Annotated in this window: 28 protein-coding genes; 13 read left to right on the top strand and 15 right to left on the bottom strand. The window is 73.7% G+C overall.

What is annotated here, in order from left to right:
• Window position 1: 1 nt before the first annotated feature.
• On the bottom strand, window positions 2-655 hold the full coding sequence (locus BAW75_RS11685) for a DedA family protein (protein ID WP_104113582.1): 654 nt from the start codon (window positions 653-655) through the stop codon (window positions 2-4).
• A gap of 24 nt (window positions 656-679) precedes the next feature.
• Window positions 680-1,036 carry a VOC family protein gene (locus BAW75_RS11680; RefSeq protein ID WP_104113581.1) on the bottom strand — a complete coding sequence of 119 codons (357 nt, stop codon included), beginning with the start codon at window positions 1,034-1,036 and terminating at the stop codon, window positions 680-682.
• Between the two features lie 156 nt (window positions 1,037-1,192).
• On the opposite strand from BAW75_RS11680, the gene BAW75_RS11675 reads away from it, so the two are divergent.
• From BAW75_RS11675 to BAW75_RS11665, 3 genes are all read left to right on the top strand, one after another.
• Window positions 1,193-4,048, top strand: a complete 2,856-nt coding sequence (locus tag BAW75_RS11675) for an aconitate hydratase (RefSeq protein WP_104113580.1) — start codon at window positions 1,193-1,195, stop codon at window positions 4,046-4,048.
• A 264-nt stretch (window positions 4,049-4,312) separates the two neighbouring features.
• The gene (locus BAW75_RS11670) at window positions 4,313-5,269 is read left to right on the top strand and encodes a trypsin-like serine peptidase (RefSeq protein WP_233607910.1); all 957 of its coding nucleotides are present in this window, start codon (window positions 4,313-4,315) and stop codon (window positions 5,267-5,269) included.
• 73 nt (window positions 5,270-5,342) lie between these two features.
• Complete coding sequence (locus BAW75_RS11665) at window positions 5,343-5,549, top strand: hypothetical protein (protein ID WP_043329680.1); 207 nt, start codon at window positions 5,343-5,345, stop codon at window positions 5,547-5,549.
• Between the two features lie 205 nt (window positions 5,550-5,754).
• Here the strand turns inward: BAW75_RS11665 and BAW75_RS11660 are convergent, their stop codons facing one another.
• The gene (locus BAW75_RS11660; protein WP_043329676.1) at window positions 5,755-6,159 is read right to left on the bottom strand and encodes an SRPBCC family protein; all 405 of its coding nucleotides are present in this window, start codon (window positions 6,157-6,159) and stop codon (window positions 5,755-5,757) included.
• 84 nt (window positions 6,160-6,243) lie between these two features.
• Here BAW75_RS11660 and BAW75_RS11655 point away from each other — a divergent pair, with 84 nt between their 5' ends.
• Both BAW75_RS11655 and BAW75_RS11650 read left to right on the top strand, forming a co-directional pair.
• Window positions 6,244-6,714, top strand: a complete 471-nt coding sequence (locus tag BAW75_RS11655) for a YfbM family protein (RefSeq protein ID WP_205797677.1) — start codon at window positions 6,244-6,246, stop codon at window positions 6,712-6,714.
• A 79-nt stretch (window positions 6,715-6,793) separates the two neighbouring features.
• A complete protein-coding gene (locus BAW75_RS11650) occupies window positions 6,794-7,570 on the top strand; it encodes a hypothetical protein (protein ID WP_104113579.1) in 777 nt (258 codons plus the stop codon).
• Window positions 7,571-7,716: 146 nt separating this feature from the next.
• Here BAW75_RS11650 and BAW75_RS11645 read toward each other — a convergent pair whose 3' ends face one another.
• Window positions 7,717-8,448, bottom strand: a complete 732-nt coding sequence (locus BAW75_RS11645; RefSeq protein ID WP_104113578.1) for an SDR family oxidoreductase — start codon at window positions 8,446-8,448, stop codon at window positions 7,717-7,719.
• A 95-nt stretch (window positions 8,449-8,543) separates the two neighbouring features.
• Between BAW75_RS11645 and BAW75_RS11640 the strand changes: the two genes are divergently transcribed.
• Window positions 8,544-9,392, top strand: a complete 849-nt coding sequence (locus BAW75_RS11640) for a LysR family transcriptional regulator (protein WP_104113587.1) — start codon at window positions 8,544-8,546, stop codon at window positions 9,390-9,392.
• A 9-nt stretch (window positions 9,393-9,401) separates the two neighbouring features.
• Here BAW75_RS11640 and BAW75_RS11635 read toward each other — a convergent pair whose 3' ends face one another.
• The 8 genes from BAW75_RS11635 to BAW75_RS11600 all read right to left on the bottom strand — a co-directional run bounded on the left by BAW75_RS11635 (window position 9,402) and on the right by BAW75_RS11600 (window position 17,670).
• Complete coding sequence (locus BAW75_RS11635; protein WP_104113577.1) at window positions 9,402-9,884, bottom strand: GNAT family N-acetyltransferase; 483 nt, start codon at window positions 9,882-9,884, stop codon at window positions 9,402-9,404.
• Between the two features lie 11 nt (window positions 9,885-9,895).
• A complete protein-coding gene (locus tag BAW75_RS11630; protein ID WP_043329666.1) occupies window positions 9,896-10,504 on the bottom strand; it encodes a GTP-binding protein in 609 nt (202 codons plus the stop codon).
• Window positions 10,485-10,874, bottom strand: coding sequence for a DUF742 domain-containing protein (locus BAW75_RS11625; protein ID WP_030503284.1), 390 nt, complete (start codon window positions 10,872-10,874; stop codon window positions 10,485-10,487). Before BAW75_RS11625 ends, BAW75_RS11630 begins: the two co-directional genes overlap by 20 nt.
• Window positions 10,871-11,296 carry a roadblock/LC7 domain-containing protein gene (locus BAW75_RS11620; protein WP_030503283.1) on the bottom strand — a complete coding sequence of 142 codons (426 nt, stop codon included), beginning with the start codon at window positions 11,294-11,296 and terminating at the stop codon, window positions 10,871-10,873. The genes BAW75_RS11625 and BAW75_RS11620 overlap by 4 nt, the downstream gene beginning before the upstream one ends.
• 65 nt (window positions 11,297-11,361) lie before the next feature.
• Window positions 11,362-13,842 (bottom strand): sensor histidine kinase, encoded by a 2,481-nt coding sequence (locus BAW75_RS11615; RefSeq protein WP_104113576.1) that lies wholly within the window; start codon window positions 13,840-13,842, stop codon window positions 11,362-11,364.
• A gap of 80 nt (window positions 13,843-13,922) precedes the next feature.
• Window positions 13,923-15,464, bottom strand: coding sequence for a prenyltransferase/squalene oxidase repeat-containing protein (locus BAW75_RS11610; protein WP_104113575.1), 1,542 nt, complete (start codon window positions 15,462-15,464; stop codon window positions 13,923-13,925).
• Complete coding sequence (locus tag BAW75_RS11605) at window positions 15,461-16,336, bottom strand: terpene synthase family protein (protein ID WP_104113574.1); 876 nt, start codon at window positions 16,334-16,336, stop codon at window positions 15,461-15,463. Before BAW75_RS11605 ends, BAW75_RS11610 begins: the two co-directional genes overlap by 4 nt.
• Window positions 16,333-17,670, bottom strand: coding sequence for a cytochrome P450 (locus tag BAW75_RS11600; RefSeq protein ID WP_208635234.1), 1,338 nt, complete (start codon window positions 17,668-17,670; stop codon window positions 16,333-16,335). Before BAW75_RS11600 ends, BAW75_RS11605 begins: the two co-directional genes overlap by 4 nt.
• Before the next feature lie 311 nt (window positions 17,671-17,981).
• On the opposite strand from BAW75_RS11600, the gene BAW75_RS11595 reads away from it, so the two are divergent.
• Entirely contained in the window at window positions 17,982-18,230 is a 249-nt protein-coding gene (locus BAW75_RS11595; RefSeq protein ID WP_030503278.1) for a DUF2630 family protein, read from the top strand.
• A gap of 51 nt (window positions 18,231-18,281) precedes the next feature.
• On the opposite strand, the gene BAW75_RS11590 is transcribed toward BAW75_RS11595, so the two are convergent.
• The 3 genes from BAW75_RS11590 to BAW75_RS11580 all read right to left on the bottom strand — a co-directional run bounded on the left by BAW75_RS11590 (window position 18,282) and on the right by BAW75_RS11580 (window position 20,952).
• Entirely contained in the window at window positions 18,282-19,208 is a 927-nt protein-coding gene (locus BAW75_RS11590) for a serine protein kinase RIO (protein WP_043329659.1), read from the bottom strand.
• 197 nt (window positions 19,209-19,405) lie between these two features.
• Window positions 19,406-20,050: an HAD family hydrolase gene (locus BAW75_RS11585; RefSeq protein ID WP_104113572.1), complete on the bottom strand. Its 645-nt coding sequence runs from the start codon at window positions 20,048-20,050 to the stop codon at window positions 19,406-19,408.
• A gap of 56 nt (window positions 20,051-20,106) precedes the next feature.
• Window positions 20,107-20,952 carry a carbon-nitrogen hydrolase family protein gene (locus tag BAW75_RS11580; RefSeq protein WP_104113571.1) on the bottom strand — a complete coding sequence of 282 codons (846 nt, stop codon included), beginning with the start codon at window positions 20,950-20,952 and terminating at the stop codon, window positions 20,107-20,109.
• A 104-nt stretch (window positions 20,953-21,056) separates the two neighbouring features.
• On the opposite strand from BAW75_RS11580, the gene BAW75_RS11575 reads away from it, so the two are divergent.
• The 6 genes from BAW75_RS11575 (at window position 21,057) to mug (ending at window position 25,350) form a co-directional block, all read left to right on the top strand.
• Window positions 21,057-21,629 carry a TetR/AcrR family transcriptional regulator gene (locus BAW75_RS11575; protein WP_030503274.1) on the top strand — a complete coding sequence of 191 codons (573 nt, stop codon included), beginning with the start codon at window positions 21,057-21,059 and terminating at the stop codon, window positions 21,627-21,629.
• A gap of 102 nt (window positions 21,630-21,731) precedes the next feature.
• The gene (locus BAW75_RS11570) at window positions 21,732-22,634 is read left to right on the top strand and encodes a TIGR04222 domain-containing membrane protein (RefSeq protein WP_104113570.1); all 903 of its coding nucleotides are present in this window, start codon (window positions 21,732-21,734) and stop codon (window positions 22,632-22,634) included.
• Window positions 22,631-23,449 (top strand): MbnB/TglH/ChrH family RiPP precursor modification enzyme, encoded by an 819-nt coding sequence (locus BAW75_RS11565; protein WP_104113586.1) that lies wholly within the window; start codon window positions 22,631-22,633, stop codon window positions 23,447-23,449. The genes BAW75_RS11570 and BAW75_RS11565 overlap by 4 nt, the downstream gene beginning before the upstream one ends.
• Window positions 23,446-23,892 carry an SCO6045 C-terminal-like domain-containing protein gene (locus BAW75_RS11560; protein WP_104113569.1) on the top strand — a complete coding sequence of 149 codons (447 nt, stop codon included), beginning with the start codon at window positions 23,446-23,448 and terminating at the stop codon, window positions 23,890-23,892. The genes BAW75_RS11565 and BAW75_RS11560 overlap by 4 nt, the downstream gene beginning before the upstream one ends.
• Before the next feature lie 32 nt (window positions 23,893-23,924).
• Window positions 23,925-24,686 carry an SDR family oxidoreductase gene (locus tag BAW75_RS11555; RefSeq protein WP_104113568.1) on the top strand — a complete coding sequence of 254 codons (762 nt, stop codon included), beginning with the start codon at window positions 23,925-23,927 and terminating at the stop codon, window positions 24,684-24,686.
• A gap of 43 nt (window positions 24,687-24,729) precedes the next feature.
• Window positions 24,730-25,350 carry a G/U mismatch-specific DNA glycosylase gene (gene mug / locus BAW75_RS11550; protein WP_104113567.1) on the top strand — a complete coding sequence of 207 codons (621 nt, stop codon included), beginning with the start codon at window positions 24,730-24,732 and terminating at the stop codon, window positions 25,348-25,350.
• Window positions 25,351-25,370 lie beyond the last annotated feature (20 nt).

The raw sequence follows: 25,370 nt of genomic DNA, 5'->3' as shown, positions 1-25,370 counted from the left end.
GTCAGCGGTCAGCCGCGGGGACCGGGTCGGAGGTGTCGGGGCTGTCCAGGGGCTGCAGGCGCTTGGCTCGGCGGCGCAGCCACGCGGTGCTCACCACGCCGGCCAGCACGGCCAGCACCAGCCCGGCCCAGGAGATGTCCTTGAGCCAGTGCTCGGCGGCCTGCCCCAGATAGAACAACAGGTAGGTGGTGCCGAACGCCCAGACCAGCCCGCCCGCGGCGTTGGCGACCAGGAACCGGCGGTACGGCACGCGCAGCGCTCCGGCGAGCGGCCCGGCGAGGATGCGCAGCAGCGCGACGAACCGCCCGAAGAACACCGCCCAGACACCGTGCCGGGCGAAGCTCAGCTCGGCGCGGGCCAGGTGCGCGGGGCCGAGGTGTTTCGGGAAGCGCCGGCCGAGCCGCTCCAAGAGGGGACGGCCACCGCGGCGGCCGACGGCGTACCCGACGGAGTCGCCGAGGATCGCGCCGGTGGCTGCGGCGGCGGCCACCCACTCGGGCCCGACGGCGCCGGTGGCGGCGAGCAGGGCGGCGCTGACCAGCACGATCTCGCCGGGCAGCGGGATGCCCATGCTCTCGACGCCGATCACCACGCCCACGAGCAGGCAGATCAGGCCCGGTGGGAGGGCGGCGAGCCAGTGCTGTACGTCGACCACCCCGCCGACCCTACCCGCGCCCGGTCACCCGGCGGGGGCCAAGAACTCCAGCCGGTTGCCGTGCGGGTCGTGCGTGTGGAACCGCCGCATGCCGGGAATCTCCTCGTCGCCCCAGGTCACGGCGTGGCCGCCAGCGACCAGGCGGGCGGCCAGCTCGTCCAGGTCGGGCCGCATCAGGGCCGGGTGGGCCTTGCGGGCGGGGCGGAAGTCGTCCTCGACGCCCAGGTGCAGCTCGGCGTCGTACCCGGTGAACCAGCAACCACCGCGGGCGGCGAGGGCCGGGGGTTTGGGCTTCTCGGTGAGGCCGAGCAGGCCGGTGTAGAAGGAGCGGGACAGATCCTCGGAGCCGCGGGGGCAGGCGAGCAGGACGTGATGGATCATGGTGGCACCTCCTCGTCCCGCAGCGTGGCACGAGGTTGCGTGAATAGCAAGACGGACGTACGGTTTTGTAGAGACCGACGCAGGTAAGTGTTGCCTAAGCACGGCGGCGCTCCGGTCGGTGCGACAAACTGCTCAGGACTACTCACGGTCGCTGGTGTGAAGGAGTACGACGTGGCGAGCCTCGACACCTTCGGTGCGAAGACCCAGCTACGCGTCGGAGACGCGAGCTACGAGATTTTCAAGATCGACAAGGTGGAGGGCCACGAGCGACTGCCCTACAGCTTGAAGATCCTGCTGGAGAACCTGCTGCGGACCGAGGACGGCGCGAACATCACCGCCGACCACATCCAGCAGCTCGGCGCGTGGGACGCCACCGCCGACCCGAGCGTGGAGATCCAGTTCACCCCGGCGCGGGTGCTGATGCAGGACTTCACCGGCGTGCCCTGCGTGGTCGACCTGGCCACCATGCGCGAAGCGGTACGCGACCTCGGCGGCGACGCCACGAAGGTCAACCCCCTCGCTCCGGCCGAGCTGGTCATCGACCACTCGGTCATCGCCGACCTGTTCGGCCGCGAGGACGCCTTCGAGCGCAACGTCGAGCTGGAGTACGAGCGCAACAAGGAGCGCTACCAGTTCCTGCGCTGGGGCCAGACCGCGTTCAACGAGTTCAAGGTCGTCCCGCCGGGCACCGGCATCGTGCACCAGGTCAACATCGAGTACCTGGCCCGTACGATCATGGAGCGCAACGGCCAGGCGTACCCGGACACGGTCGTCGGCACCGACTCGCACACCACCATGGTCAACGGCCTGGGCGTGCTGGGCTGGGGCGTCGGCGGCATCGAGGCCGAGGCCGCGATGCTCGGCCAGCCGGTCAGCATGCTGATCCCCCGCGTCGTCGGCTTCAAGCTCTCCGGCGAGATGCCGGCCGGGACCACCGCCACCGACCTGGTGCTGACCATCACCGAGATGCTGCGCAAGCACGGCGTGGTCGGCAAGTTCGTCGAGTTCTACGGCCCCGGCGTGAGCGCCGTGCCGCTGGCCAACCGCGCCACCATCGGCAACATGTCGCCGGAGTACGGCTCCACCGTGGCGATCTTCCCGATCGACGCCGAGACCGTCCGCTACCTGGAGCTGACCGGCCGCGACGCACAGCAGGTGGCGCTGGTCGAGGCGTACGCCAAGGAGCAGGGCCTCTGGCACGACCCGGAGCGCGAGCCGGAGTACTCCGAGCGCCTCGAGCTGGACCTGAGCACCATCGAGCCGTCGCTGGCCGGCCCGAAGCGCCCGCAGGACCGGGTGCCGCTGGGCAGCGCCAAGACGCTGTTCCGCTCCGCGCTCAGCGACTACGTGGCCGCCGACGAGACCGGTGGCGACCCGGGCCGCAAGCCGGGCGTGCCGCAGCAGGAGAAGCCGTTCGGCGCCGACGGCCCGGCCGACGAGGCGTCCGCCGAGTCCTTCCCGGCCAGCGACTCCCCCGCCAACGGCGTGCCCGACCGGGCGGACGCGCCGCGCGACCTGGAGACCGCCGCGGTGGGCGCGGGCGGCCGGGCCAGCAATCCGGTACGCGTGACCGGCGCCGACGGCGTCGAGTACGAGCTGGACCACGGCGCCGTGGTGATCGCCGCGATCACCTCCTGCACCAACACCTCGAACCCGCAGGTCATGATCGGCGCCGCGCTCCTGGCCCGCAACGCGGTGGAGAAGGGCCTGGCCCGCAAGCCGTGGGTGAAGACCACCCTCGCGCCGGGCTCGAAGGTCGTCATGGACTACTACGACCGCGCCGGCCTCACCCCGTACCTGGAGAAGCTCGGCTTCAACCTGGTCGGCTACGGCTGCACCACCTGCATCGGCAACTCCGGCCCGCTGCCGGAGGAGGTCTCCGCCGCCGTCAACGAGGGCGACCTCGCGGTCGTGTCGGTGCTGTCCGGCAACCGCAACTTCGAGGGCCGGATCAACCCGGACGTCAAGATGAACTACCTGGCGTCCCCGCCGCTGGTGGTCGCGTACGCGCTCGCCGGCACCATGGACATCGACCTGGCCAACGAGCCGATCGGCGAGGACGCCCAGGGCAACCCGGTGTACCTGCGGGAGATCTGGCCGAACAGCGCCGAGATCCAGGACGTCATCGCCTCCGCGATCGGCGCGACCGGCTTCAGCGCCGCGTACGCCGACGTGTTCGCCGGTGACGAGCGCTGGCAGTCGCTGCCGACCCCGACCGGCGACACGTTCTCCTGGGACGGCGAGTCGACGTACGTGCGCAAGCCCCCGTACTTCGAGGGCATGCAGCAGGAGCCGGCCCCGGTGCAGGACATCGCCGACGCGCGCGTGCTGGCGAAGCTGGGCGACTCGGTGACCACCGACCACATCTCCCCGGCCGGCTCGATCAAGGCGGACTCCCCCGCCGGCAAGTACCTGGCCGAGCACGGCGTGGCCCGGCACGAGTTCAACTCGTACGGCTCCCGCCGGGGCAACCACGAGGTGATGATCCGGGGCACGTTCGCCAACATCCGGCTGCGCAACCAGCTCGTCCCGGGTGTCGAGGGCGGCTTCACCGTCAACCACCTGACCGGTGAGCAGACCTCGATCTACGACGCCTCGATGGCGTACCAGGAGGCGGGCGTCCCGCTGGTCATCCTGGCCGGCAAGGAGTACGGCTCGGGCTCGTCGCGTGACTGGGCCGCCAAGGGCACGATGCTGCTGGGCGTGAAGGCGGTCATCGCCGAGTCGTACGAGCGGATCCACCGCTCGAACCTGATCGGCATGGGTGTGCTGCCGCTGCAGTTCCCGGGCGGCGAGACCGCCGAGTCGCTGGGCCTGACCGGCACGGAGACGTTCTCGATCAGCGGCGTGACCGCGCTGAACGACGGCGACACCCCGCGCACGGTGAAGGTCACCACCGACACCGGCGTGGAGTTCGACGCCGTGGTCCGCATCGACACCCCGGGTGAGGCGGACTACTACCGGCACGGCGGCATCCTGCAGTACGTGCTGCGCCGCATGATCGCCAGCTGATCCCGTACGGCTCACCGAGGGCCGCTTCCCGCTCCGGCGGGGAGCGGCCCTTTTGCGTGCCTCATCCACCCCGAAAAATTGCGACTGGATGGAATTCCCGCAGCGACCGATCGCACATCCGACAATGCACAGAATCGACATCCATGATTCATTGACAAGCGCCGAAGCCCGTCCATACGTTTCGGTTGTCGCGACGAACCACGGGGGCGCTCCAGTTTTCGATACGGGAATCGAAACACTGGGAAGGAATTCATGAAAACGTCGATGAGACTTCTGGCATTGCCGATCCTGATCCTGCCGACGATCCTCGCCGGCACTCCGGCTCAGGCCGCCACCGACACCACCTCCGGCACCGCCGCTCCGGCCGCGGTGACCTCGATCGAGCGCAAGGTGGGGTCGTCGGCCGGGCAGGCCAGGGCATACTGGACGGCCGAGCGGATGGCGGCGGCCACTCCCGCCGACGAGGTGGAGAAGGCCGCCGGCCCGGTCACCCAGAGCCCCACGGCGGAGCGGGTACGGCGCTTCGCGGAGGCGGTGGCGCCGAAGGACGGCAGCGGCTTCGGCGCCCAGCTCAACGAGTCGATCACGGTGGGGAAGATCTTCTACACCAGCTCGACCGACGGCCTGGGCCATTACTGCTCGGCGAGCGTGGTGAACAGCCCGGCGCGCAACATGGTCTTCACCGCCGCACACTGCGTGCACGACGGGCCGGGCCGGGACTGGCACACCGCGAACTGGATGTTCGTGCCGTCCTACCGCAACGGCGCGCAGCCGTACGGCACCTGGGACTGGTCCACGCTGGCGGTGCCCAGCGGCTGGATCAGCACCCGTGAGCGGCAGTACGACGTGGCCGTCGCGCTCGTCTACGGCAGCCGGTCGATCGTGGACGCGGTCGGCGCGAACGGCTTGCTCACCGGCGGTGGGCGCGCGTACCACTACGACGTCTTCGGCTACCCGAGCAACAAGGACAGCGGCGAGATCCAGTGGGTCTGCTCGGGCACGTCGCGGGACGCGGGCAGCAACCGGATCGAGATGAACTGCGGCTTCGGGGGCGGTTCGAGCGGCGGCCCGTGGTACTACAGCTACGACAACACCACCAGGCGCGGTGACGTGCACGGGGTGATGAGCTACTCGAGCGGCACGAACACGAACGGCTCGCCGTACTTCTCCGCCGCGGTGGTGGGGACGCTCTACAACACGTACGCGAACGACACCTGGTGAACGACGGTCCGCCTGGTGTGCCGCCGGCGCACCAGGCGGACCGGCACCGGTCGACCGGTCCGGAGGAGGCGACATGTCACATCGTGTACTGCTCGGCGCGGCCGCCGTCGCGGCGCTCGCCGTGGCTGTGGCCGTCGTGGTCGTCGCGGCGCGCGACGGCGGCGCGGCGCGGCCGGCGCCGCCCGGCCCGGTGGTCGCTACCCACAATCCGAGCCCGGGTGCCACCGACCCGTCCGAATACTGGACGAGGGAACGAATGCGGGACGCGATCGGCGACTGAATCAAGAATTGCATTCAGCGCCCAGGTACGTCGAATTTCGTCCCGCGCTCACGATCACCGGCCGAGCCCGGGTGGAGCAATTCCCATTTCAATCGGAGTCGGCGGGCGGTGGTCGGGTCGCTGTCGAGGTGGATCCGCAGCAGGGGCATGACGCGCCCTCCTTGCCACTGTCGGGGCCGGACTGCCGACTGACCACGCGCGCCTCTCAGCCGGCGGCGCTCTCCAGCACGGCTTTGAGCCGGGCCAGGTCCGCCTCGACCAGCGCGGTGTCCCGGTCGAAGTCCGTGTCGCTCATGCCGGGCATCCGGCGCAGGCTGAACACCACCTCGGTGGCGTTGCCGTCGGCGATGGCGCGCAACGGCACGTACACCGTCTCGCCCGACGGCGTCCGCACCTCGTGGTCGAGCACGCCGTACTCGTTGGCCGGGGCGAACGTGAGCCGCGCCCGCCCTTCGGGTGTGTCCACGAACCACTGGCCGTCGATGAGGTTCACCGAACCGCCGAGGCCCGGCGCCCAGCGGGGCAGGTTCGCCGGGTCGGCGGCGAAGGCGTAGACCTCCGCGACCGGACGGTCGATGTGGACGGCGAGGTGGCGGGTGTCAGTGGCCATGCGCCGATGGTGCCATGCCCGTCGCAAGCGCACGCTACGCTGCCGCCGATTCCGACCGGCACCCCTGAGAGGCACCCCGTGGGCATGATCTTCAACGCACGCCGGCTGTCCGCCGAGGAGCTGGCGGCGGTCCTCGCCGACCCGGAGAAGGTCGACACCCTGTTCCAGGGTGGCCCGGACGAGCTCGACCTCGACAAGGCGTGGCACGGGCTGCACTACCTACTGACCGGCGACACGTACGAGATCCGGGGCGACGCCGGGCCGGCCGTCCTGGGTGGTGACCCGATCGGGCCGGACCTGGGGATGGGCCCGGCCCGGCTGCTGATGCCCGACGCCGTCCGCGCTGTGGCCGGCGGGCTCGACGCGATCGACGAGGCAACGCTGCGGGCCCGCTTCGACCCGGCAGCCTTGTCGGAGGCCGAGATCTACCCGCACATCTGGGACGACGGCGCCGACGAGTTCGACGCCTACCTGCTGCCGAACTTCACCGCGCTGCGTGACTTCTACCGCGCCGCGGCCGAACAGGGGGACGGCATGCTGCTCGCCATCACGTGACCCGCCGGAAGCGTGCCTACGGAAGCGGGCCGGCGGAAACGGGTACGCGCCGACGATCGGGCGCCGGTAGCGTGCCGGCGTGGGACTCGACGCGTTCGTGTACTGCCGGTGCCGGCAGGACGGCCTCACCACGCCGTGCCCGGTCGGACCGGTCGGCATCGACGAGGACGGCTGTCTCGCGCTGTTGCGGCAGTGGGAGGGCAACGAGGCCGCGCACCGCACGTTCGACGCCTGGCTGGCGGAGGCGTGCCCGCACAAGGCCATGGAGCAGGCGAGCGAGCACGTTTCCAACTGGGCCGGCGTACGCCTGTTCCAGCAGGCGCTACGCGCCGCCGGCCCGGAGCGCTTCCCGACGCTCGCCACCGCGCTGCCGAACCTCAACGGCGGCTCGCTGCCGGCCGACCGGGCGGCGGTGGCGCTCGCCGAGCTGGACGCGTTCGCGCGCACCGATCGGATCACCGACGGGGTCGAACTGATCGACGAGGCGACCGGCCGGGTGCTGATGCAGTACGTCGAGAGCTACCACGGGGTGTTCATGCTCGGCCCGGACTTCCGGGCCGGGGTAGATCCGGACGGCTTCTTCGTCGTCGACACCGCCGACCCGCCGGTGACGCTGTTCCGGGCCGTCCGGTTCGGCCAGCGGCCGCTGCCCGGCGACCGGGTGGAGCTCACCGCCGGCGGGACGCGGACGGTGCTGGCGATGCGGCCGGTGGGCGAGCACGGCGAGCCGCCGCCCGAACGGCTCGCGGTGCGGACCCGGAGCCGGTCGGGCAACGACTTCGCCTACATCGTGGAGCCGCTGCGCCGGCTGTGCGCGGCGTCGGTGGCCACCGGCAACCCGGTGATGTGGTTCTGACGGGCCACCCTCGACAGCCGGTCCGCACCGCGCTCTGATGGACCACCGCATGTCCGGGCGTGTCGTCCGGGGAAGGTGGCGTCACCTGAGAGCGGTATACCCCGCCGTGAGCGTCACGCTCAGTCACGTCTAGAAGCTGACCGGAGTCACCACGGGATCGTGCCCGCATCCTCGAAGTAGCCGCCGGTCGGCCCGTCGTCGGGCAGCGTCGCGAGCCGGATCGCGATCGCCGCGCCCTGCTGCGGGGTCCGCACACCGCGGAAGCTGTTGAGGTCGGTGGCGGTGAAGCCCGGGCAGGCGGCGTTGATCAGGATGCCGGTGTCCGCCAGCGCCCGCGCGTACTGGATGGTCACCGCGTTGAGCATGCTCTTCGACGGCGAGTACGCCACCGACAGCGGCCCGGTCTGGTCCTCTCCGGTGGAGGCGCTCTGCCGGGTCAGCGAGCCGACACCGCTGGACATGTTGACGATCCGGGGCGACGTCGAGCGGCGCAGCAGCGGCAGCATCGCCTCGGTCACCCGGACCACCCCGATCACGTTGACCTCGACGGCGGTCCGGATGGTCGCGAGGTCGACGTCGCCCGGGTGCTGCGGCACGCCACCTGTCACGCCCGCGTTGTTGACGAGCACGTCCAGACCGCCGGCCTCCGTCTCCAGCAGCCGGGCGGCGGCGGTCACGCTCGCGTCGTCGGTGACGTCCAGCGGTACGCCGAACGCGTCCACGCCGCCCGCGCGCAGCTTCGCCACCGCCTCGGCGAGCCTCCGCTCGTCCCGGGCGCCGACGCCCACCCGCCAGCCGAGCGCGCCCAGGCCGGCCGCGATCTCGTACCCGATTCCCTTGTTCGCGCCGGTCACCAGCGCGATCGTCCGTTCGCTCATGCCCTCGATCCTGTCCGCGGGCCGCGCGGGCCTCCAACACCGCTTCGGTGGCGCGCGATACCCGGAAGGTATCGATGCGGCGGTACGGTGGCGGGATGGAGACGCGGGAGCTTCGCTACTTCGTGGCGGTCGCCGAGGAGCTGCACTTCGGCCGCGCCGCGCGCCGCCTGGGCATCGCCCAGCCGCCGCTGTCGCGAGCGATCCGGCAGCTCGAACGCCGTCTCGGCGTGACTCTGCTGGAGCGGGACAGCCGCAGCGTCGCGCTCACCGCGGCCGGGTCGGTGCTGCTGCGGGAGGGCCGGGCCGCACTCGACGCCGTGGCCGCCGCCGACCGCCGCACCCGACGCGCCGGGCAGGCCGCTACCGGTGGCCCCGGGCTGGTGCTGGCGACCAAGACCGGGGCGTCGAGCGAGCTGCTGCCGAAACTGCTCGGCGCGTACGCCGCCGAGCCGGACGCGGTCCCGGTCGAGGTTCTGCTGTGCGGCATCGGCGAGCAGGAACGGCTGCTGCGCGACGGGCGGGCCGACGTGGCGCTGCTGCACCTGCCGTACGACTCGACGACCGGGCTGGACACCGAAGAGCTGATCACCGAGCCGCAGGTGGCGATCCTGCCGGCCGGGCATCCGCTGGCCCGGCGACCGCACCTGCTGCTGGCCGAGGTGGAGGCGCTGCCGGGCCTGCCCATGCCGCGCTGGCCCCGGGCCGACGGGTCGTATCCGGACGGGCCCGGCCCCGAGGTCCGGGACCACGCCCAGTTGTTCCAGCTCATCGCGCTCGGCCGGACCGTGGTGGTGCTGCCGGAGTCGGCCCGGTCGCTGCTGCTCGCCGACCTGGCCACCGTGCCGGTGCCGGACGCGCCGGCGGTGACCACGGTCATCGCGTGGCCACCGCACAGCCGGTCCCGGGCGCTGGCCGGCCTGATCCGGACCGCCACCCGCCTCTGACGCCCGTGCCTAGGCGGGCAGGTCCTTGCGCATCTGCTGGGTGACCACCCGGTATCCCGACGTCTCGTACAGCTTGCGCGCCGTCTCGTTGGTGCCGAAGACGTTCAGCTCCAGCGCCTGGGCGCCGTGCTCCCGGGCCACCCGCTCCCCCGCCGCGAGCAGCGCCCGCCCGAGCCCCCGGCCCCGGTGCCCGGCGGCCACCTCGATGTCGTAGAGGAACGCGCAGTCGGCGAGACCGCGCGGGTGGGTCAGGCCGATCCACAGCCAGCCGACCGGTGAGCCGTCGGCAAGCTCGCCGACCAGGAACAGCATGCCGGGCGTGGCCATGCCCTGCGGCAGGAAGCCGGCGGTGGCCTCCCGGGCCCGGTCGAGCGCCTCCTCGGGCGTCCAGTTGCCGGCCGTGACGTGCTCGCGCGCGTACCCGGCGGCCAGCTCGTCCTGCCAGCTGTCGAACTCCTCCGGTGACATCGCCCGGACACTCAGCTCGGTCATGCGACGCAGCCTCAGTCGCCGGCGGCGCGGCGGCGCGCCTCGCGCAGCTTCATGGCGTGTTCCAGCAGCGTGATCAGCACCTCCTTGGCCGACTCACGCTTGCGCGCGTCGCACAGCACCACAGGTACGCCCGGGTCCAGGTCGAGCGCCGCCTGCACCTCGTCGAGCCGGAACTTCTTGGCCCCCTCGAAGCAGTTCACCGCCACCACGAACGGCGTGCCGCGCCCCTCGAAGTAGTCGATCGACGGGAAGCAGTCCGCCAGGCGGCGCGTGTCGGCGAGCACCACCGCCCCGAGCGCGCCGAGCGCCAGCTCGTCCCAGACGAACCAGAACCGGTCCTGCCCGGGCGTGCCGAACAGGTAGAGCACCAGGTCGTCGCTGATGGTGATCCGGCCGAAGTCCATCGCCACGGTGGTGGTCGACTTCTCCTCCACGCCGGACAGGTCGTCGATGCCGATCCCGGTTTCGGTCAGCACCTCCTCGGTGCGCAGCGGCTTGGTCTCGCTGACCGCGCCCACCATGGTGGTCTTGCCGACGCCGAACCCGCCCGCGATCAGGATCTTGATCGCGGTGGGCAGCGGCCCGGCGCCCGCCGGCCGCTCAGAGCGCCCGTAGTCCATTGATAACCGCCTCGAAAACGTGCTCGTCGGGAAGGCCGGCGGTGGTCGCGCGCGGCTCGCGTACCTGCACCAGACTGCGGGCGGCCAGGTCTCCGAGGAGGACCCGGACCGTGCCCACCGGCAGGTCGAGATGGGCGGCGATCTCGGCCACGGAGAGAATCCGCTGGCAGAGGCCGACTATCGCCACGTGCTCCGGGCCCAGCCCGGACTCCGACCCGACATCCGTGCGGGTCGCGGTGACCAGCGAGATCAGGTCGAACGTGCCGGTCACCGGGCGGGCCCGGCCGCCGGTGACCGCGTACGGGCGCACCACCGGGCCGGCGTGGTCGTCCACCCACTCCTGCTCCGCGGACTCCCCCCGGCCGGTCATCGTGCCGCGTTCTCGCCGAGGGGCTGTTCCCGGGTCGGTGACGCGACGAACCGGCCGACCCGGGTGACGAGCATGGCCATCTCGTACGCGATCAGGCCGACGTCCGCGTCCTCCGAGGCCAGCACCGCCAGGCAGGCGTTACGCCCGGCCGCTGTGACGAACAGGAAGGAGGACTGCATCTCGATGATGGTCTGCTGCACCTGCCCGCCGCCGAACCGCTTGCCCGCGCCACGGGCCAGGCTCTGGATGCCCGCCGCCATGGCGGCCAGGTGCTCGCCGTCGTCCCGGCTCAATCCGCGGGACGAGGCCATCAGCAGTCCGTCGGTGGAGAGCGCCACGGCGTGCTCCGCCTGCTTGACCCGGCCGACCAGGTCATCCAGCAGCCACGTCAGATCCGCGCTCGAAGCCGTCTTCTGCGCCACTCGTCGTCCTCTTCTTTCCGGCTGTGTGCCGTCAGCTTCCGGTTTCCGTCGCGTCGACGTCCCGGTCAGGTAACCTGCTCGTCCGCGTCGGCCGGCGCACCGCCGGCCCCCTGAGCCCCGCCGAGCAGGCGCGCGGCATCGGTACGGCCGCGTCGGGTGCCGCTCTGGTAGGAGCTCATCATCCGGCGCACCTGCTCCGGTGCACGCGCCGTGTCATCGTCGGCGGCGTCGTCGTCTGCCTCGGTCTGGTCGTGCCGCAGTTCCGGCGCGAGGCTGGCCTGGCGTACCCGGACCGGCAGTCCCGCGTCGGTGACCGGCGTCGTCTCCGCCTCGGTCTCCGGCTCCGTCGCCGGCGACGCCTCCGCCGCGGCGGTCGTGGCGGCGGGCCGCCGCTCCACCACCGCCAGCTCCGTGGTGGGCCCGGCCACCGCGGGCTGCCGCTTGCGGGTACGCGCCGGCAGCCCGGACGGGGTCAGCCGGGGCGCCCGCGTCACCGGCTCCGGCACCTGCGGGGCGGGCTCGGCCGGCTGGTCCGGTTCGGCGGCGCCGTCCGGGCCGGACGGGATCGCCGGCCCGTCGCCGGCCGGAGTGCTCCGCACCGGGTCCGGCGCGGGCGCCACGGGCAGGGCCGTCCCGGGTGCGGGAAGGGCCTCGGCCGCGTCGGCGCCGTCAGCGGTGATCAGTTCACGGGGGATCAGCACCACGGCGGTGGTCCCGCCGTACGCGGATTCCTTGAGCTGCACCTTGACGCCGTGCCGCTCGGTGAGCCGGCTGACCACGAACAGGCCCAGCCGGGCGGCGTCGGCCAGGTTCAGCTCGGACCGGTCGACGATGCGCGCGTTGGCGGCGGCCAGCTCGTCGGGGCTCATGCCGAGGCCCCGGTCCTCGATCTCGATGGCGAAGCCGTTCGCCACGAGCTGACCGCGAACCTCGACAGTGGTCTGCGGCGGCGAGAAGGAGAGCCCGTTCTCGATCAGCTCGGCCAGCAGGTGGATGACGTCACCGACGGCGCGGCCGGTCAGCGACACCTCGCCGAGCGGGCGCACCGTGACCCGGGTGTAGTCCTCGACCTCGGCTACCGCGCCGCGGACCACGTCGACCATCGGCACGTTGCGTCGCCAGGCCCGGCCGGGCGTGGAGCCGGAGAGCACGATCAGGTTCTCCGCGTTGCGCCGCATCCGGGTGGCCAGGTGGTCGACCCGGAACAGGTCCTCCAGCTCCTCGGCGTCGTGTTCCCGGCGTTCCATCGCGTCCAGCAGCGTGAGCTGCCGGTGCACGAGCGCCTGGGTGCGCCGGGCCAGGCTGAGGAAGACGTCGCGTACGCTGCGGCGCAGCTCGGCCTGCTCGACGGCGGTGCGGACGGCGGTCTCCTGCACGACGTTGAACGCCTTGCCCACCTGGCCGATCTCGTCGTCGCCGAACTGCAACGGCGGCGCCTCGCGGGCGACGTCCACCTCATCGCCGCGGCCCAGCCGCTCCACCACGCTCGGCAGCCGCTCGTGCGCCAGGTTGAAGGCCGCCTCGCGCAGCCGTTCGAGCTGCCGCACCAGCGACCGGGCCGTGGTGATCGAGACGACCACGGAGGCGATGACGGCGAGCAGGCCGAGACCGGCGGCGAGCACCAGCCGCACGATGACGCCGATCGCTACCGGCATCGCCCGGGACACGATGTCCTCGCCGCCGGCCAGGATCACCCCGCGCAGGTCGGCCATCGCCTGCTCGGCGGCGGCCTGCCACGCCGCTGCGGTCACCGGCGGGCGCACGTCGGCGCCCTTGGCCGCGAGGACCCGGTCCTGAAGGGTCTGCAACTGCTGGAACGCGTCGCCCTCGACCATCCGCTCGAAGCGTGCGCGGTCGGTCGGGGCGAGCTCCCGGGCGGTGCGGTCGGCGAGGAACCACTGCGCGCCGACCAGGCGGGCGAACGCGGTCTGCTCGGCCACGGTGATCCGGTTGGCCGCGATCGCGCCGGTGATCAGCGCGTCCTGTTGGGACAGCAGCTCCCGGGACCGGTTGAGGTCGATGAGCGCGGCGGTGTCCTTGGCGATCTCGTCGTCGTCGAGGCCGCCGAGCGCGTCGAAGACGGCGAAGATCGCGTCGACCGCCTCGTCGTACGCGGTGAGCGTGGCGGTCCGGTCGATGGTCTTGCGGCTCACGTCGGCGCGGACCTGGCCGATCTGGTCCAGCTCGGTCTTCAGCTCGCCGAGCCGCTGCATCAGCTCCTCGCTGGCGGGGATCTCGGTACGCCAGTCCTGCACCGAGCGCCACAGCGTGGCGGCGGTCTCGTCGGTGCGCGCGCGCTGGGCGTCCAGCTCCCGCAGCCGACTCGGGTCGGACTCGCCCAGATAGCGCAGCGACAGCCGCCGCTCGGCCTGCAGTTCCTGCAGCAGCGGGTCGCTCGGCTCGAAGACGCGCGCGTTGAGCGTCTGCACGCCGAGCAGGTTGAATCCGTCCCGCACGGTCACCCACGCGGCGAACGCCCACAGCGCGGTCAGCGACGCCAGCAGCGCGATGATCTTCGTACGGAGATTCGTACTGCGGGAACCCATCACACCGTCCTGGCCCGGTCTACGGTCGGCCCGAAATCCGATCGACTCCGGCGCACGCTAGCAGCCGTCGTGAACTACGTTCAAGCGATCCTGATCATGGTGGGTCCGGCCTCGACGGCACGGCCGGAGGCCGCCACCACCGCCGCGCGCACGATCTGTGTCGGGCGGTAGAGATCCTTGTCGTGCCATAGTGCCGGTTCGTCGTCGCATCCGTCCAGCTCGGACAGTCGACGGCGACCGCGGGCGAGCGCCGCGGCGATCCGCGCGTCCCCGGGACGGCCCGCGCCGGCCAGAGCGAGCACCGCGTACGCGGTCTCCTCCGCGGTGCCGTGCCACAGTCCCCAGGAGCCGTCCGGGCGCTGCGTGTCCAGCAGCCAGGCGACGCCCCGTTCGACGGCGGGGCGCGCCGTGCCGTCGGGCGCGTGGTCGGCCAGCGCCAGCAGCACCGCGTACGTGGCGTAGCAGGCCGAGGCGTGCCAGCGGTCCTCCCAGCGCCCGTCCGGCTCCTGCCGCTCCAGCAGCCACTCGGTGACCCGGCGGCGGGCGCCGGTGACGCCGGGTCCGCTCGGCTGCTCGCCGAGCGCGTCGAGCACGTGCGCGTTAGTGGTCAGCGACGCGCCGTCCTCCCCCGGCCAGGTGCAGAAGTGCCGCCCGGTGTCGAACCCGGCCAGCGGCCCGACGCCGGGGGCGCGGCCCAGCCGGGCCAGCGCGTAGAGCGCGACAGCGGTGGTGTCCGCGTCGGCGGGCAGGCCGGGCGCGGTGGCCGCGCCGGACGGGCCGACGGCGGCGCGCAGCTCGGTCAGCACCGGCTCGGGCGCGCCGACCGGCACACCGGCCCGGACCAGGATGCCGAGCACCCAGGCGCGCTCGAAGACGGTGATCGGGCTGGCGCAGGGCACCGGGCCGGGCCGGGCCACCGCGCGCAGGTAGTCCAGCGCCGGTCCGGGCTCCGGACGGCCCAGCCACGCGGCCGTGGCGGCCGGGGAGGCGCCCACCGCGCCGCTGGCCGAGGGACGCACTCCGGCCGCCCGGTACGCCAGCTCACCGGCGACCTCCAGCGCGTGCGCCAGCTTCTCCGGCACGGGCCGCCCGGCGGCCAGCAGCGCGCGTACCCGGGTCAGCCGGGCCGGGTCGAGACCGGCCGGCAGCGGCAGGCGGGGCCGGGCGGCCCACTCGGCCAGCCCGGGTGGCGGCCCGGCCGGTCCGGTGAGGTGCCGGTCCACGGCCGTGAGCAGCGCGGGCACGATCAGGTCGGTGGCCGGCAGGTCAGGCGGGGCGTCACCGCGCAGCGCGCCGGACAGGAACGCCAGTCCCCGGTGCGCCGCGGCGGCCGGCGCGGCGGCCGGGCCGTCGCGGCGCAGCACTGTCAGCAGCGCCTCGACCGCGCTCAGCGTCGGCACCACCGCGTACCCGCCGGGACCGCCCCAGCCGCCGTCCGGCCGCTGCCGGGCCAGCAGCCAGGCCAGGCGCCGGTCGTGGCCGTCCAGCCAGGGCGCGAGCGCGACCAGCCGGGCGGTCTCGTAGACCGACGGCGACGTCTGCCCGGCCGGCTCGCCGGTGAGCGCGGCGACCAGTTCACGCGCCGGCGCGGGCCGGGTGGCCGGGCCGGCGGTGAGCGTCACCGCACACCCCAGAAGTCGGTGTTCCGGTAGAAGCCGGTGGTGAAGCCGAGCTGCCGGGACAGGAAGTCGGCCTCCCGGGGCGCCTGGCCGGCCAGCTTCGCCAGCTGGACGCGGCAGTGCTCGACCTGCTCGGCGAACCGCCGTTCGACAGCGGCCGGGTCGTCCACCAGCAGCAGCGCGTTGAGGTCGCCGGACTCGGCGTCCCGGCGGTGGGTGCCGAGGTCGTTCACCAGCCGCAGGGCCCGCTGCACCTCGTCGCTGACGGCGACCGCGCGGTCCATCGCCTCGGCGGTGGACACCGATCCGGTGTGGATCCAGTGCGCCACGTTGACCACTGTGGCGGCGAGGTTGTCGGCGTTTGCGAGGTAGTCGGCGAGCGTGGGGCGACCGGCGCGCCGCCAGTCCCACTCGCGGGCCATCGCGTCGAGCGTGCGTCGCATCGCCGCACGCCAGTGGCCGCGCAGCGCCGGGTAGCCGGGCGCGGCGGCCACATCGTCGCGCAACTCGGCCAGGAACCGGCCCAGCGGGTCGTCGGTGTCGGCGCCGTCGAGCACGTCCAGGCAGACGCCGGTGATCCGGTCGACCTGGGCGCGGCTGGTCGCCTGATGGTCGACCAGCCAGTCCACGGCGAACCCCCAGAGCACGGCGCGGTTGGTCACCGCCAGCTCGGCCGCGCTGTGCCAGGGGGCGCTGAACGCCATCGCCTGGGCGATGCTGCTGAACAGCGTCGCGTCGAACGGGTCCGCGGGGAACAGCTCGGGATGCGCCGCGGCGGCCTTGCGCAGGCCGCGCTGGCCCTGCGCGGCGAGCGCGCAGACCCGGCCCTGCTCCGCGGCGGCGGCCAGCGGATCCGGTGTGGGCCCGTCGGTCATGCCCGCTCCGCCCGCCCGGCCGCGACGAGTGTCAGCTCCACCCGTTCGCGCGGCCGTAGCGCCGCGGCCAGCCGCAACCCGGGTACGCCGGGGCGGTGCAGCCGGAACCGGTAGCGGCTGAGCATGGTGGCGAGGATGAGCTGCGCCTCCAGGTAGAACAGGTACATGCCGAGGCACTGGTGCGGCCCGCCGCCGAACGGGAAGTGGGCGTACCGGTGCCGGGCCCGGACCCGCTCGGGCCGGAACCGCTCCGGGTCGAACTCGTCCGGGCGGTCCCAGAACTGCCGCATCCGCTGGGTGATCAGCGGGCTGACCGCCATCGTCGCGCCGGGCTCGATCGGCACGCCGTCGATGACGTCCCCGGCGACCGCGCGGCGCGGGATGATCCACCCGATCGGGTAGAGCCGCAGCATCTCGTCCAGCACCATCCGGGTGTACGTGAGCCGGCTCAGATGCTCGCGGCGTACCGGCTCGCCGCCGACCACCTCGTCGATCTCGGCGTAGAGCCGCTCGGCCACCTCGGGGTGCTGGTCCAGGTGCGGCCAGGCCCAGGTCAGCACGTTGATGGTGGTCTCGGTGGTGGCGGCGAACATGGCCACCGTGTCGTTGCGGACCTGTCGCTCGTCGAGCTGCCGCCCGTCGTCGGTGCGGGCCTGCCAGAGCGTCGAGATGACGTCGTCGCCCTGGTCGGCGGACTCGCGGGTCTCACGGACGATCGGCACCAGCACGTCGTCCACGATGCGTACGGCACGGGCGAACGTGCGGTCGCCCGGCATCGGCAGCGACAGCGGCGCGAACGGCACGATGATGCGGGGGATGACGGCGGTGGCGATCCGGTCCTGCGCCTCGATCACGCGCATCGCGTCCGGCACCGAGATGCGGTCGGCGAAGAGCACCTTCATGATCGCCCGGCTGACGATGCGCGCCTGCTCCACGCCGATGTCGACCGGACGGCCGGCGCGGCCCGGCTCGTCCAGCTCGTCGACCGCGTCGCGGATCGCGTCGGCCATGCCGTCGACCAGCGCCTCGACCCGTTTGGCGGTGAACATCGGCTGGAGCATGCGCCGGCTGGCCGACCAGATCTGCCCCTCGCCGAGGATGCCCTCGCCGAACAGCCGCTTGACCGGACGCCAGAACAGCCCGTCGCCGGCCCGTTCGTAGTTGTCCGCCCGGTCGCGCAGGACGTGCTGCACGTGCTTGGGGTGGGTGACGAGGTAGGGGCGGAACGAGCCGAGGTTCAGCCGGACCAGTTCACCTTCGGTACGGTTGCCGATGTCGATGAGCGCCCGGGCGGGGTCGCGGAGCACCGCCGGCAGGATCTGCCGCAGCGGCACGGTTCGGGGTCGGCCGGTGGGTCCCGGTGTGTCCGTTGGTTCGGGCACCTGAACGCTCCCTCGGTTGACTCAGGGTCGCGGCTTCGTATCGACCCGTGACGTTGCTCGCGAGCATGCCATCCTGAGCCGCAGATCAAAAGGCAGGTCGGAGGATATTTCACGTAACAACAATCTCTTTGTCGAGAATGGAGCCCGTGGGATGTGCGTCACTCCCGTACACAGTGGTGGTTGCGGAGCGCGAGCGGCGCTCACCTATCGCGGACGCCGGCAGAACGCGGGCGCGGACCCGTCCGCTGTGCCAAGCTTCGGGCATGGACGACAAGACCATCCTGAGCCGGATCTCGGAACTCGTCGACGAGGAGCACCGGCTGCGGGCCGACGCGCAGCAGCACGAGTCCGGCACCGACGACGAGGCCCGGGAGCGGCTGCGGGCCCTGGAGGAGTCCCTGGACCAGTGCTGGGACCTGCTGCGCCGTCGCCGGGCCGCGCGCCAGGCGCACGGCGACCCGGACGCCCAGGGCGAGCGCCCGGTGCCGGAGGTCGAGCGCTACCTGCAATGACCCGCACGGGTGGGCGTCCCGGGCGGCTCGACCACCCGGGACGCCCGCCCGTCAGCGGATCCCCGCCTCCCGCAGCAGCGCCTCGGTGAGCGCCTCCGGATCGGTGACGGTGGCCGGCATGCCGCGGGCGGCGAACCAGGCGGCCACCACCCGCACGTCCCGGCCCAGGAACTCGCCGCCCTGCGGGTTGGCCACCACGTCGACCACCTGCGGCAGGTCGATCATCACCAGCCGGCCCGCGTGCACCAGCAAGTTGTACGGAGACAGGTCGCCGTGGGCGTACCCGGCCCGGGCCAGCACGGTGAGCGCCTCGACCAGCTGATCCCACAGGTCACGCAGCTCGGCGGCGTCGGGCCGGACCTGCGCCAGCCGTGGCGCGGCCTCCCCCGCCTCGGCGTCGCCGACGAACTCCAGCATCAGCTCGGTGCCGAGCAGCTGCACCGGATAGGGCACCGCGATCCGCCCGGAGGCGGCGCCGATCTCCCAGAGCTGGGACAGCGCGGCGAACTCGGCCGCCGCCCACTGCCCGGCGATCATCTGCCGGCCGAACGCGGTCCGGCCGGTCATCGCCCGCATCTCCCGCGACCGGCGTACCCGGCGGCCCTCCAGGTAACCGGCGTCGCGGTGGAAGAGCCGGTGCTGGGCGTCGCGGTACCGCTTGACCGCCAGCAGGCACGAGCGGTCGGTGTCCGGCACGGCGCGGCGGACCAGGTGGACGTCCGCCTCCTTGCCGGTCTTGAGCACCCCCAGCTCGGTGTCCCGGGCGGCCAGTTCGGTGACCAGCCAGTCCGGGTACGGCTCGGGGCCGTGGACGGCCCGGTCCCAGGAGGACCAGCTGTCCTCCGCGTCGGGCTCGGCGTCCGGGTCGGCGAGGGTCGGCGTGGGCCGCCCCCGCTTCAGGAAGTCGGTTTCGTCGTCGTCGAAGCGGCTCTTGCCGCGGCCACGGCGCTGCGGCGCCGGGAAGTCATGATCGCGCACGGGTGGATCTGTCCTTCGATCGAGGCTGGTGGAGGCAGGTGGTACGACCCTGCGAAAACGGCCATGACCGACCTCCTCTCCTCGACCGGGCACCCCCGGCTGCGCACTCGCGCGGCACCATGCTCGTACGCGCCCCGGCGCGGGTCAACGGATTTCCGCGCGGTGCCGCCGCGCTGCCTGCCGGCCCGCGCCGCCGGTCAGCCGGCCAGCACTGCGGCGACGGCCGCGATCAGCCCGTCCTCGATCCGGGTCGGCGCGAACCGGGGGTCCGACCAGCGGCGCCCCCGGTGCAGCCAGACACTGGGCAGGCCCACCGCGGCCGCGCCGCCGATGTCCGCCTCCGGGCTGTCGCCGACCACCCACGCGCCGCGCAGCGGCATCCGGGCCCGCTGGGCGGCGAGCGCGAAGATCCTCGGGTTCGGCTTGCTGACGCCGGCCTCCTCCGAGATCACCCAGTCGGCGACGTAGCGGTCCAGGCCGGTCTTGCGGATCTTGGCGTCCTGTTGACGGGACGCGCCGTTGGTGACCACCCGCGGCACCCAGCCGGCGTCGGCGGCGATCCGCAGCGCGCAGGCCACCAGCGGATCGAGCCGCATGTGCGCCACCACGCCGTCGTGCAGCTCGTCCACCAGGTCGATCGAGGGGATGCGCAGCGCGTACCGGTCGCGGATCGCGTCCGCGACGTCCCACCGGTTGGTCAGCCCGTCGGCGTCCACCGACACCAGCCAGTCGAGGTCGGCGGGCGGCGCGCCGATGCCCGCCAGGAAGCGTTCTCCCCAGACACGGAACGGCCCGTCGCGGTCCAGCAGGGTGTTGTCCAGATCGAGCAGGAGCAACGGCACTTGGGCACCCTACGGGAACGCTCGGAGCACCGACAGGGCCCCGGGCCCAGCCACGGTCAGGCGACGAGCGCCGTACGGGCCGCGCCGGCGTCCACCGGCCGGTCGAGCAGCATGGTGTGCGCCGCGCGGGTGGCCGCCAGCGCGTCCGGGTCCAGCGTCGCCACCAGCACGTCCTCGCCGGTGTCGGCGCCCCGCGCCAGCGGCCGGCCCTCCGGGTCGTACACCGCCGCGCCGCCGTTGAACCGCCAGGGGTCCGCGCCGCCGACCGCGTTGGCGAACACGACGTACATCGTGTTGTCCAGCGCCCGGGCGGCGTAGTAGAGGTCGCGGCGGTGCGCCGAGCCGGCCAGGTAGCCGCTCGGGCAGAGGTATCCGTGCGCGCCGTCCCCGGCCGCCGCCCGCGCGTGCTCCGGGAAGCAGCCGTCGTAGCAGACGCCCAGGCCCAGCCGCCACGTGTCGACTTCGAGCGTGGCGCCCCGGCGGCCGGCGTCGAACAGCTCGCGCTCGCCGCTCCAAAGCTGCTGCTTGTCGTACGCGGCGGTGACCGTGCCGGCCGGGTCCACCACGAGCGAGGAGATGGTGCGCCGCCGGTCGGGGTGGCGGACGGCGGCGCCGTTCACCACTGCCGCGCCCGCGTCGGCGGCGGCGGTCCGCAGCGGGTCCAGCCGGGGGTCGGCGACCCGGCCGTCGGCGTCGGCGGCCACGTCGGTGCCCTCCGGGTCGGCGCCCAGCGTCGGCGGATGGTACGCCGGCAGGAACAGCTCGGGCAGCACCACGACCCGGGCGCCCTCGGCCCGGGCGACGAGGCGGGCGGCGGCGCGGGCGTTGCCGGCGACGTCACCGGGGACGGGCTGGGCCTGGACGGCGGCGACGGTGAGCGGGCGCGCGGGAAGGGCGGTCACACGCCGATCCTAACCATCGGACGCGGCCGGATGATCTTCCGAATTCGCATCTCAAGCCGTACGTACGGTTTGCATCACGCGGTTCCACCTGCGACGATCCGTTCGTGCCCAGAGTAAGTCAGGACCAGCTCGACGCGCGCCGGCAGGAGATCCTCGCGGCGGCGCGGGCGTGTTTCGCCCGGCACGGCTACGAGGGCGCCACAGTGCGGCGGCTGGAGGAGGCCACCGGCCTGTCCCGGGGTGCGATCTTCCACCACTTCCGGGACAAGGACTCCCTGTTCCTCGCCGTCGCCGAGGACGACGCCGCCGCCATGGTGGAGACGGTCGCCCGCAACGGCCTGGTGCAGGTCATGCGCGACCTGCTGGCCCGGGCGGTCTCGCCCGACACGACCGGCTGGCTCGGCAGCCAGCTGGAGGTCTCGCGCCGGCTGCGTACCGACCCGGCCTTCGCCAAGCGCTGGGCGGAGCGTTCCGAAGCCATCGCCGCGGCGACCCGGGAGCGCCTGGTACGCCAGCGCGAGGCCGGCGTGCTGCGCGACGACGTCCCGATCGACGTGCTTGCCCAGTTCCTGGAGCTGGCCTACGACGGCTTGGTGCTGCACCTGGCGATGGGCCGCCCGGCCGGCGACCTGGCCCGGGTGCTCGACCTGGTCGAGGAGGCAGTGCGCCGGCACTGAGCCCGCCGGTCTCGGTCCGGTAACTGCGCCGCTCCAGGAGATCGACTCTGGCGCGCCTGCTCCACAATGAGCCGCGACCCCTCCTCGCGACAGGAGCAGACGATGACCCCCTCCGACACCTGGGGCATCCCCGGCCCCGTATTCCTGCGCTGGTACCTCCTGCTCGCCGTCGTCCTGGTCATCGGCGCGATCGTGTACCGGCGTCGGATGCTGGCCGGCACGCCGGTGACCGATCACGGCGCGCTGGGTCCGCAGCAGGTCGCCTACCTCAACGGCGGCGACCAGCTCGCCGTCTGGGCCACGCTCGGCGCGCTGCGCCACGCGGGCGCGGTCGGCGTACGACCCGACCGGCGGCTCACCACCGGCGGTCCGCTGCCGGCCGGGGCCACCCCGCTGGACCAGGCGGTCCACCACGCGGCGAGCCGCGGCCTGCGGACCCGGGACCTGGCCGCCGACGAGTGGGTGCGGCGCGCGCTCGACGAGCTGCGCGACGGCCTGGTACGCCGGGGCCTGGCCCTGGACCAGGAGCGGCGCCGGACGCTGCGGGGCGGCGCGCTGCTGATCGGCTTCCTGCTGGCAATTGGCGTCGTGCGTGCGATCTCCGGCCTGCTCAACGACCGGCCCACCGGCTGGCTGCTGCTCAGCCTGTTCCCGCTCGGCCTCGCGTTCCTGCTGCTCAACCGCGTGCCCTGGCGTACCCGGGCGGCCACCGCCGCGCTGAACGACATGCGCCGCCGGCACGCCTGGCTGCGACCGGCCGCCTCCCCCGCGTACGCCACGTACGGCGCGACGGATGTGGCGCTGGGCGTGGCGCTGTTCGGCACCGCCACGCTCTGGACCATGGATCCGGGCTTCGCCGAGCAGGCCGAGATCCAGCGGCAGGCGATGGGCAACGTCGGCGGCGCGAGCTCCGGCACCTCCTGTGGAGGCGGCGCCTCCACGTGCGGCGGTGGCAGCTCCTGCGGCGGAGGCGGTGGCTGCGGCGGTGGCGGGTGCGGCGGATGAGCGGCCCGTCCGGCGTCGGCATCGGCTGGCGTCCCGAGATCGCCGGTTTCGTGGCCGGGCTGCCGGGGCTGCGTTTCGTCGAGGTGGTCGCGGAGGCGGTCGCACCGGCCGGGCCGCTCCCGGACGGGCTCGCCGAGCTGCGCGGACGCGGCGTCGATGTCGTACCCCACGGGGTGCGGCTGTCCCTCGGCGGCGCGGAACCGGTCGATCCGGCCCGGGTGGCGCACCTGGCCGCGGTGGCCGCGGCCCTGGACGCGCCGCTGGTGAGTGAGCACATCGCGTTCGTGCGGGCCGGCGGTCTGGAGGCCGGTCACCTGCTGCCGCTGCCGCGCAGCCGCGAGGCGGTCGCCGCGGTGGTGGCGAACGTGCGGCGGACGCAGGCGGAGCTGCCGGTGCCGCTGGCCCTGGAGCCGATCGCCGCGCTCTTCGACTGGCCCGACGACGAGCTGGACGAGGCGGACTTCCTCACCGAGATCCTCGACGCCACCGGCGCGCTGCTGCTGCTCGACGTCGCGAACGTGCACGCCAACGCCCGCAACCGGGGCGGCGAGCCGACCGCGCTGCTGGACCGGCTGCCGCTGGAACGCATCGCCTACGCGCACGTCGCGGGCGGCGCCGAACACGGCGGCTTCTACCACGACACGCACACCGACCCGGTGCCCGCCGCCGTGCTGGACCTGGTCCGCGAGTTGTGTCAGCGGCGCCGGCCGCCCGCGTTGCTGCTGGAACGCGACGGGCACTACCCGCCCGCCGCCGAGCTGCGCGCGGAGCTGGACGCGCTCGCCGCCGCCTCCGGCCACCCGGCGGTCACGTGAGCGGCGACCTGGCGGCCCGGCAGGCCGAGCTGGTCGCCGCGCTCGTCGCCGGTGGACCGCTGCCGCCCGGCTTCGCACCGGCCCCGGTCGAGGCGGCCCGCCGGGCGCTGCTGCGCAAGCGGGCCGCGGACGTGGCCCGGCACTGGCCGCTGCTCGCCGCCGGCCTCGGCGCGCACTGGCCGGCGACGTTCACCGCGTGGGCGGACGGACGCCCCTCGAACGGCTCCCTGCGCGACGGCTGGGACCTGGCCCGCGAGCTGCGCGACCGGGGCACGCTGCCGCCGCTGGGCGCGGAGGAGCTGGCCGCGCGCGAGGTTGCGAGCCGCTACGACGGCCACCGCCCGCCCCGGCCCCGCCTGATGCCGGCCGTCGCCCGGGCCGGCGGCGCCGTCGCGGCCCAGTTCGCCGGCCGGGTACGCCTGCTGCGGCCCGCCCCGCGCTGACACGCGCCCCCGGGTACGGCAGGATCGGGCGTATGGATCTCGGACTCGCCGACCGGGTGTACGTGCTGACCGGCGCCTCCGGCGGCCTCGGCTTCGCCACCGCCGAACAACTCGTCGCCGACGGCGCCCGGGTGGTCATCTCCGCGCGTACCCCGGAACGGGTGGCCGCCGCGATCGAGGCGCTCGGCGACCCGCAGCGGGCGATCGGGCTGACCGCCGACCTCGCCGATTCCGCCACCCCGGAGCGGCTCGTCGCCGCCGCCCGCGAACACTTCGGCCGCCTCGACGGCGCGCTGATCTCGGTCGGCGGCCCGCCGTCCGGCACCGCCGCCACCGTCACCGACGAGCAGTGGCGCGAGTCGTTCGAGACGGTCTTCCTGGGCAGCGTCCGGCTCGCCCGCACGGTGGCCGGCGCGCTCACCGACGGCGGCGCGATCGGGCTGGTGCTGTCCACCTCGGTACGCGGACCGCTGGCCGGCCTCGGCATCTCCAACGGGCTGCGACCGGGCCTGGCCGGCGTGGCCAAGGACATGGCCGACGAGTTCGGCCCGCGCGGCGTCCGCGTGGTCAGCCTGCTACCCGGGCGGATCATGACCGACCGCAACCGGGAGCTGCTGGCCGGTTCCGGCGATCCCGAGCGCGCCCGCGCCCAGGCGGAGGCGGCGATCCCGCTCGGGCGAATCGGCGACCCGGCGGAGTTCGGCCGGGTGGCGGCGTTCCTGCTCTCCCCCGCCGCCGGGTACGTCACCGGGGTGACCGTCCCGGTCGACGGCGGCGCGCTGCGCGGGCTGTGACAGTGGTCGCTGTGGTGGGCCGGGCGCCCGGGGCGGTGGGCCGGTGAGCGACCGACGGCGCCCGGGCGGTGGGCGGCCGGAGGCGGCCCCGGGGCCGGGCACGCCCGCCCGGCGGCACCCACGCCCCAGCCGCGAGCAGCTCGCGGCGGCGGCCGACCGGCTGCTGCCGGACGTCATCGCGCCCGGCCTGGACGTGCTCTTCGTCGGCATCAACCCGGGTCTGTGGTCGGCGGCGACCGGCTGGCACTTCGCCCGTCCGGGCAACCGGTTCTGGCCCGCCCTGCACCGGGGCGGGTTCACCCCGCGTCTGCTGCACCCCAGCGAGCAGGACGCGCTGCCCGCACTCGGCCTCGGGATCACCAACATGGTGGCCCGCGCCAGTGCCCGCGCCGACGAGCTGACCGCCGCGGAACTGGTCGACGGCGCGGCGACGCTCACCGCGAAGGTCGAGCGGTACCGGCCGCGCTGGGTGGCGGTGGTCGGCGTCTCCGCGTACCGGATCGGGTTCACCCGGCCGAAGGCCGGCTTCGGGCCGCAGCCCGAGACGCTCGGGCCGGCCCGGCTGTGGGTGCTGCCCAACCCGAGCGGCCTGAACGCCCACTTCACCCCGGAGACGCTCGGCGCCGCGTTCGCCGAGCTGCGTGCCGCGGTCGCCGCGGGTTAGGGCCCCGGTCGCCGTGAGCT

This window comes from Micromonospora chalcea, from assembly GCF_002926165.1.
Classification (GTDB): Bacteria; Actinomycetota; Actinomycetes; order Mycobacteriales; family Micromonosporaceae; genus Micromonospora; species Micromonospora chalcea.
The sequence above is the reverse complement of the archived record's forward strand: the minus strand, read 5'-3'. Positions and strand labels throughout refer to the sequence as shown.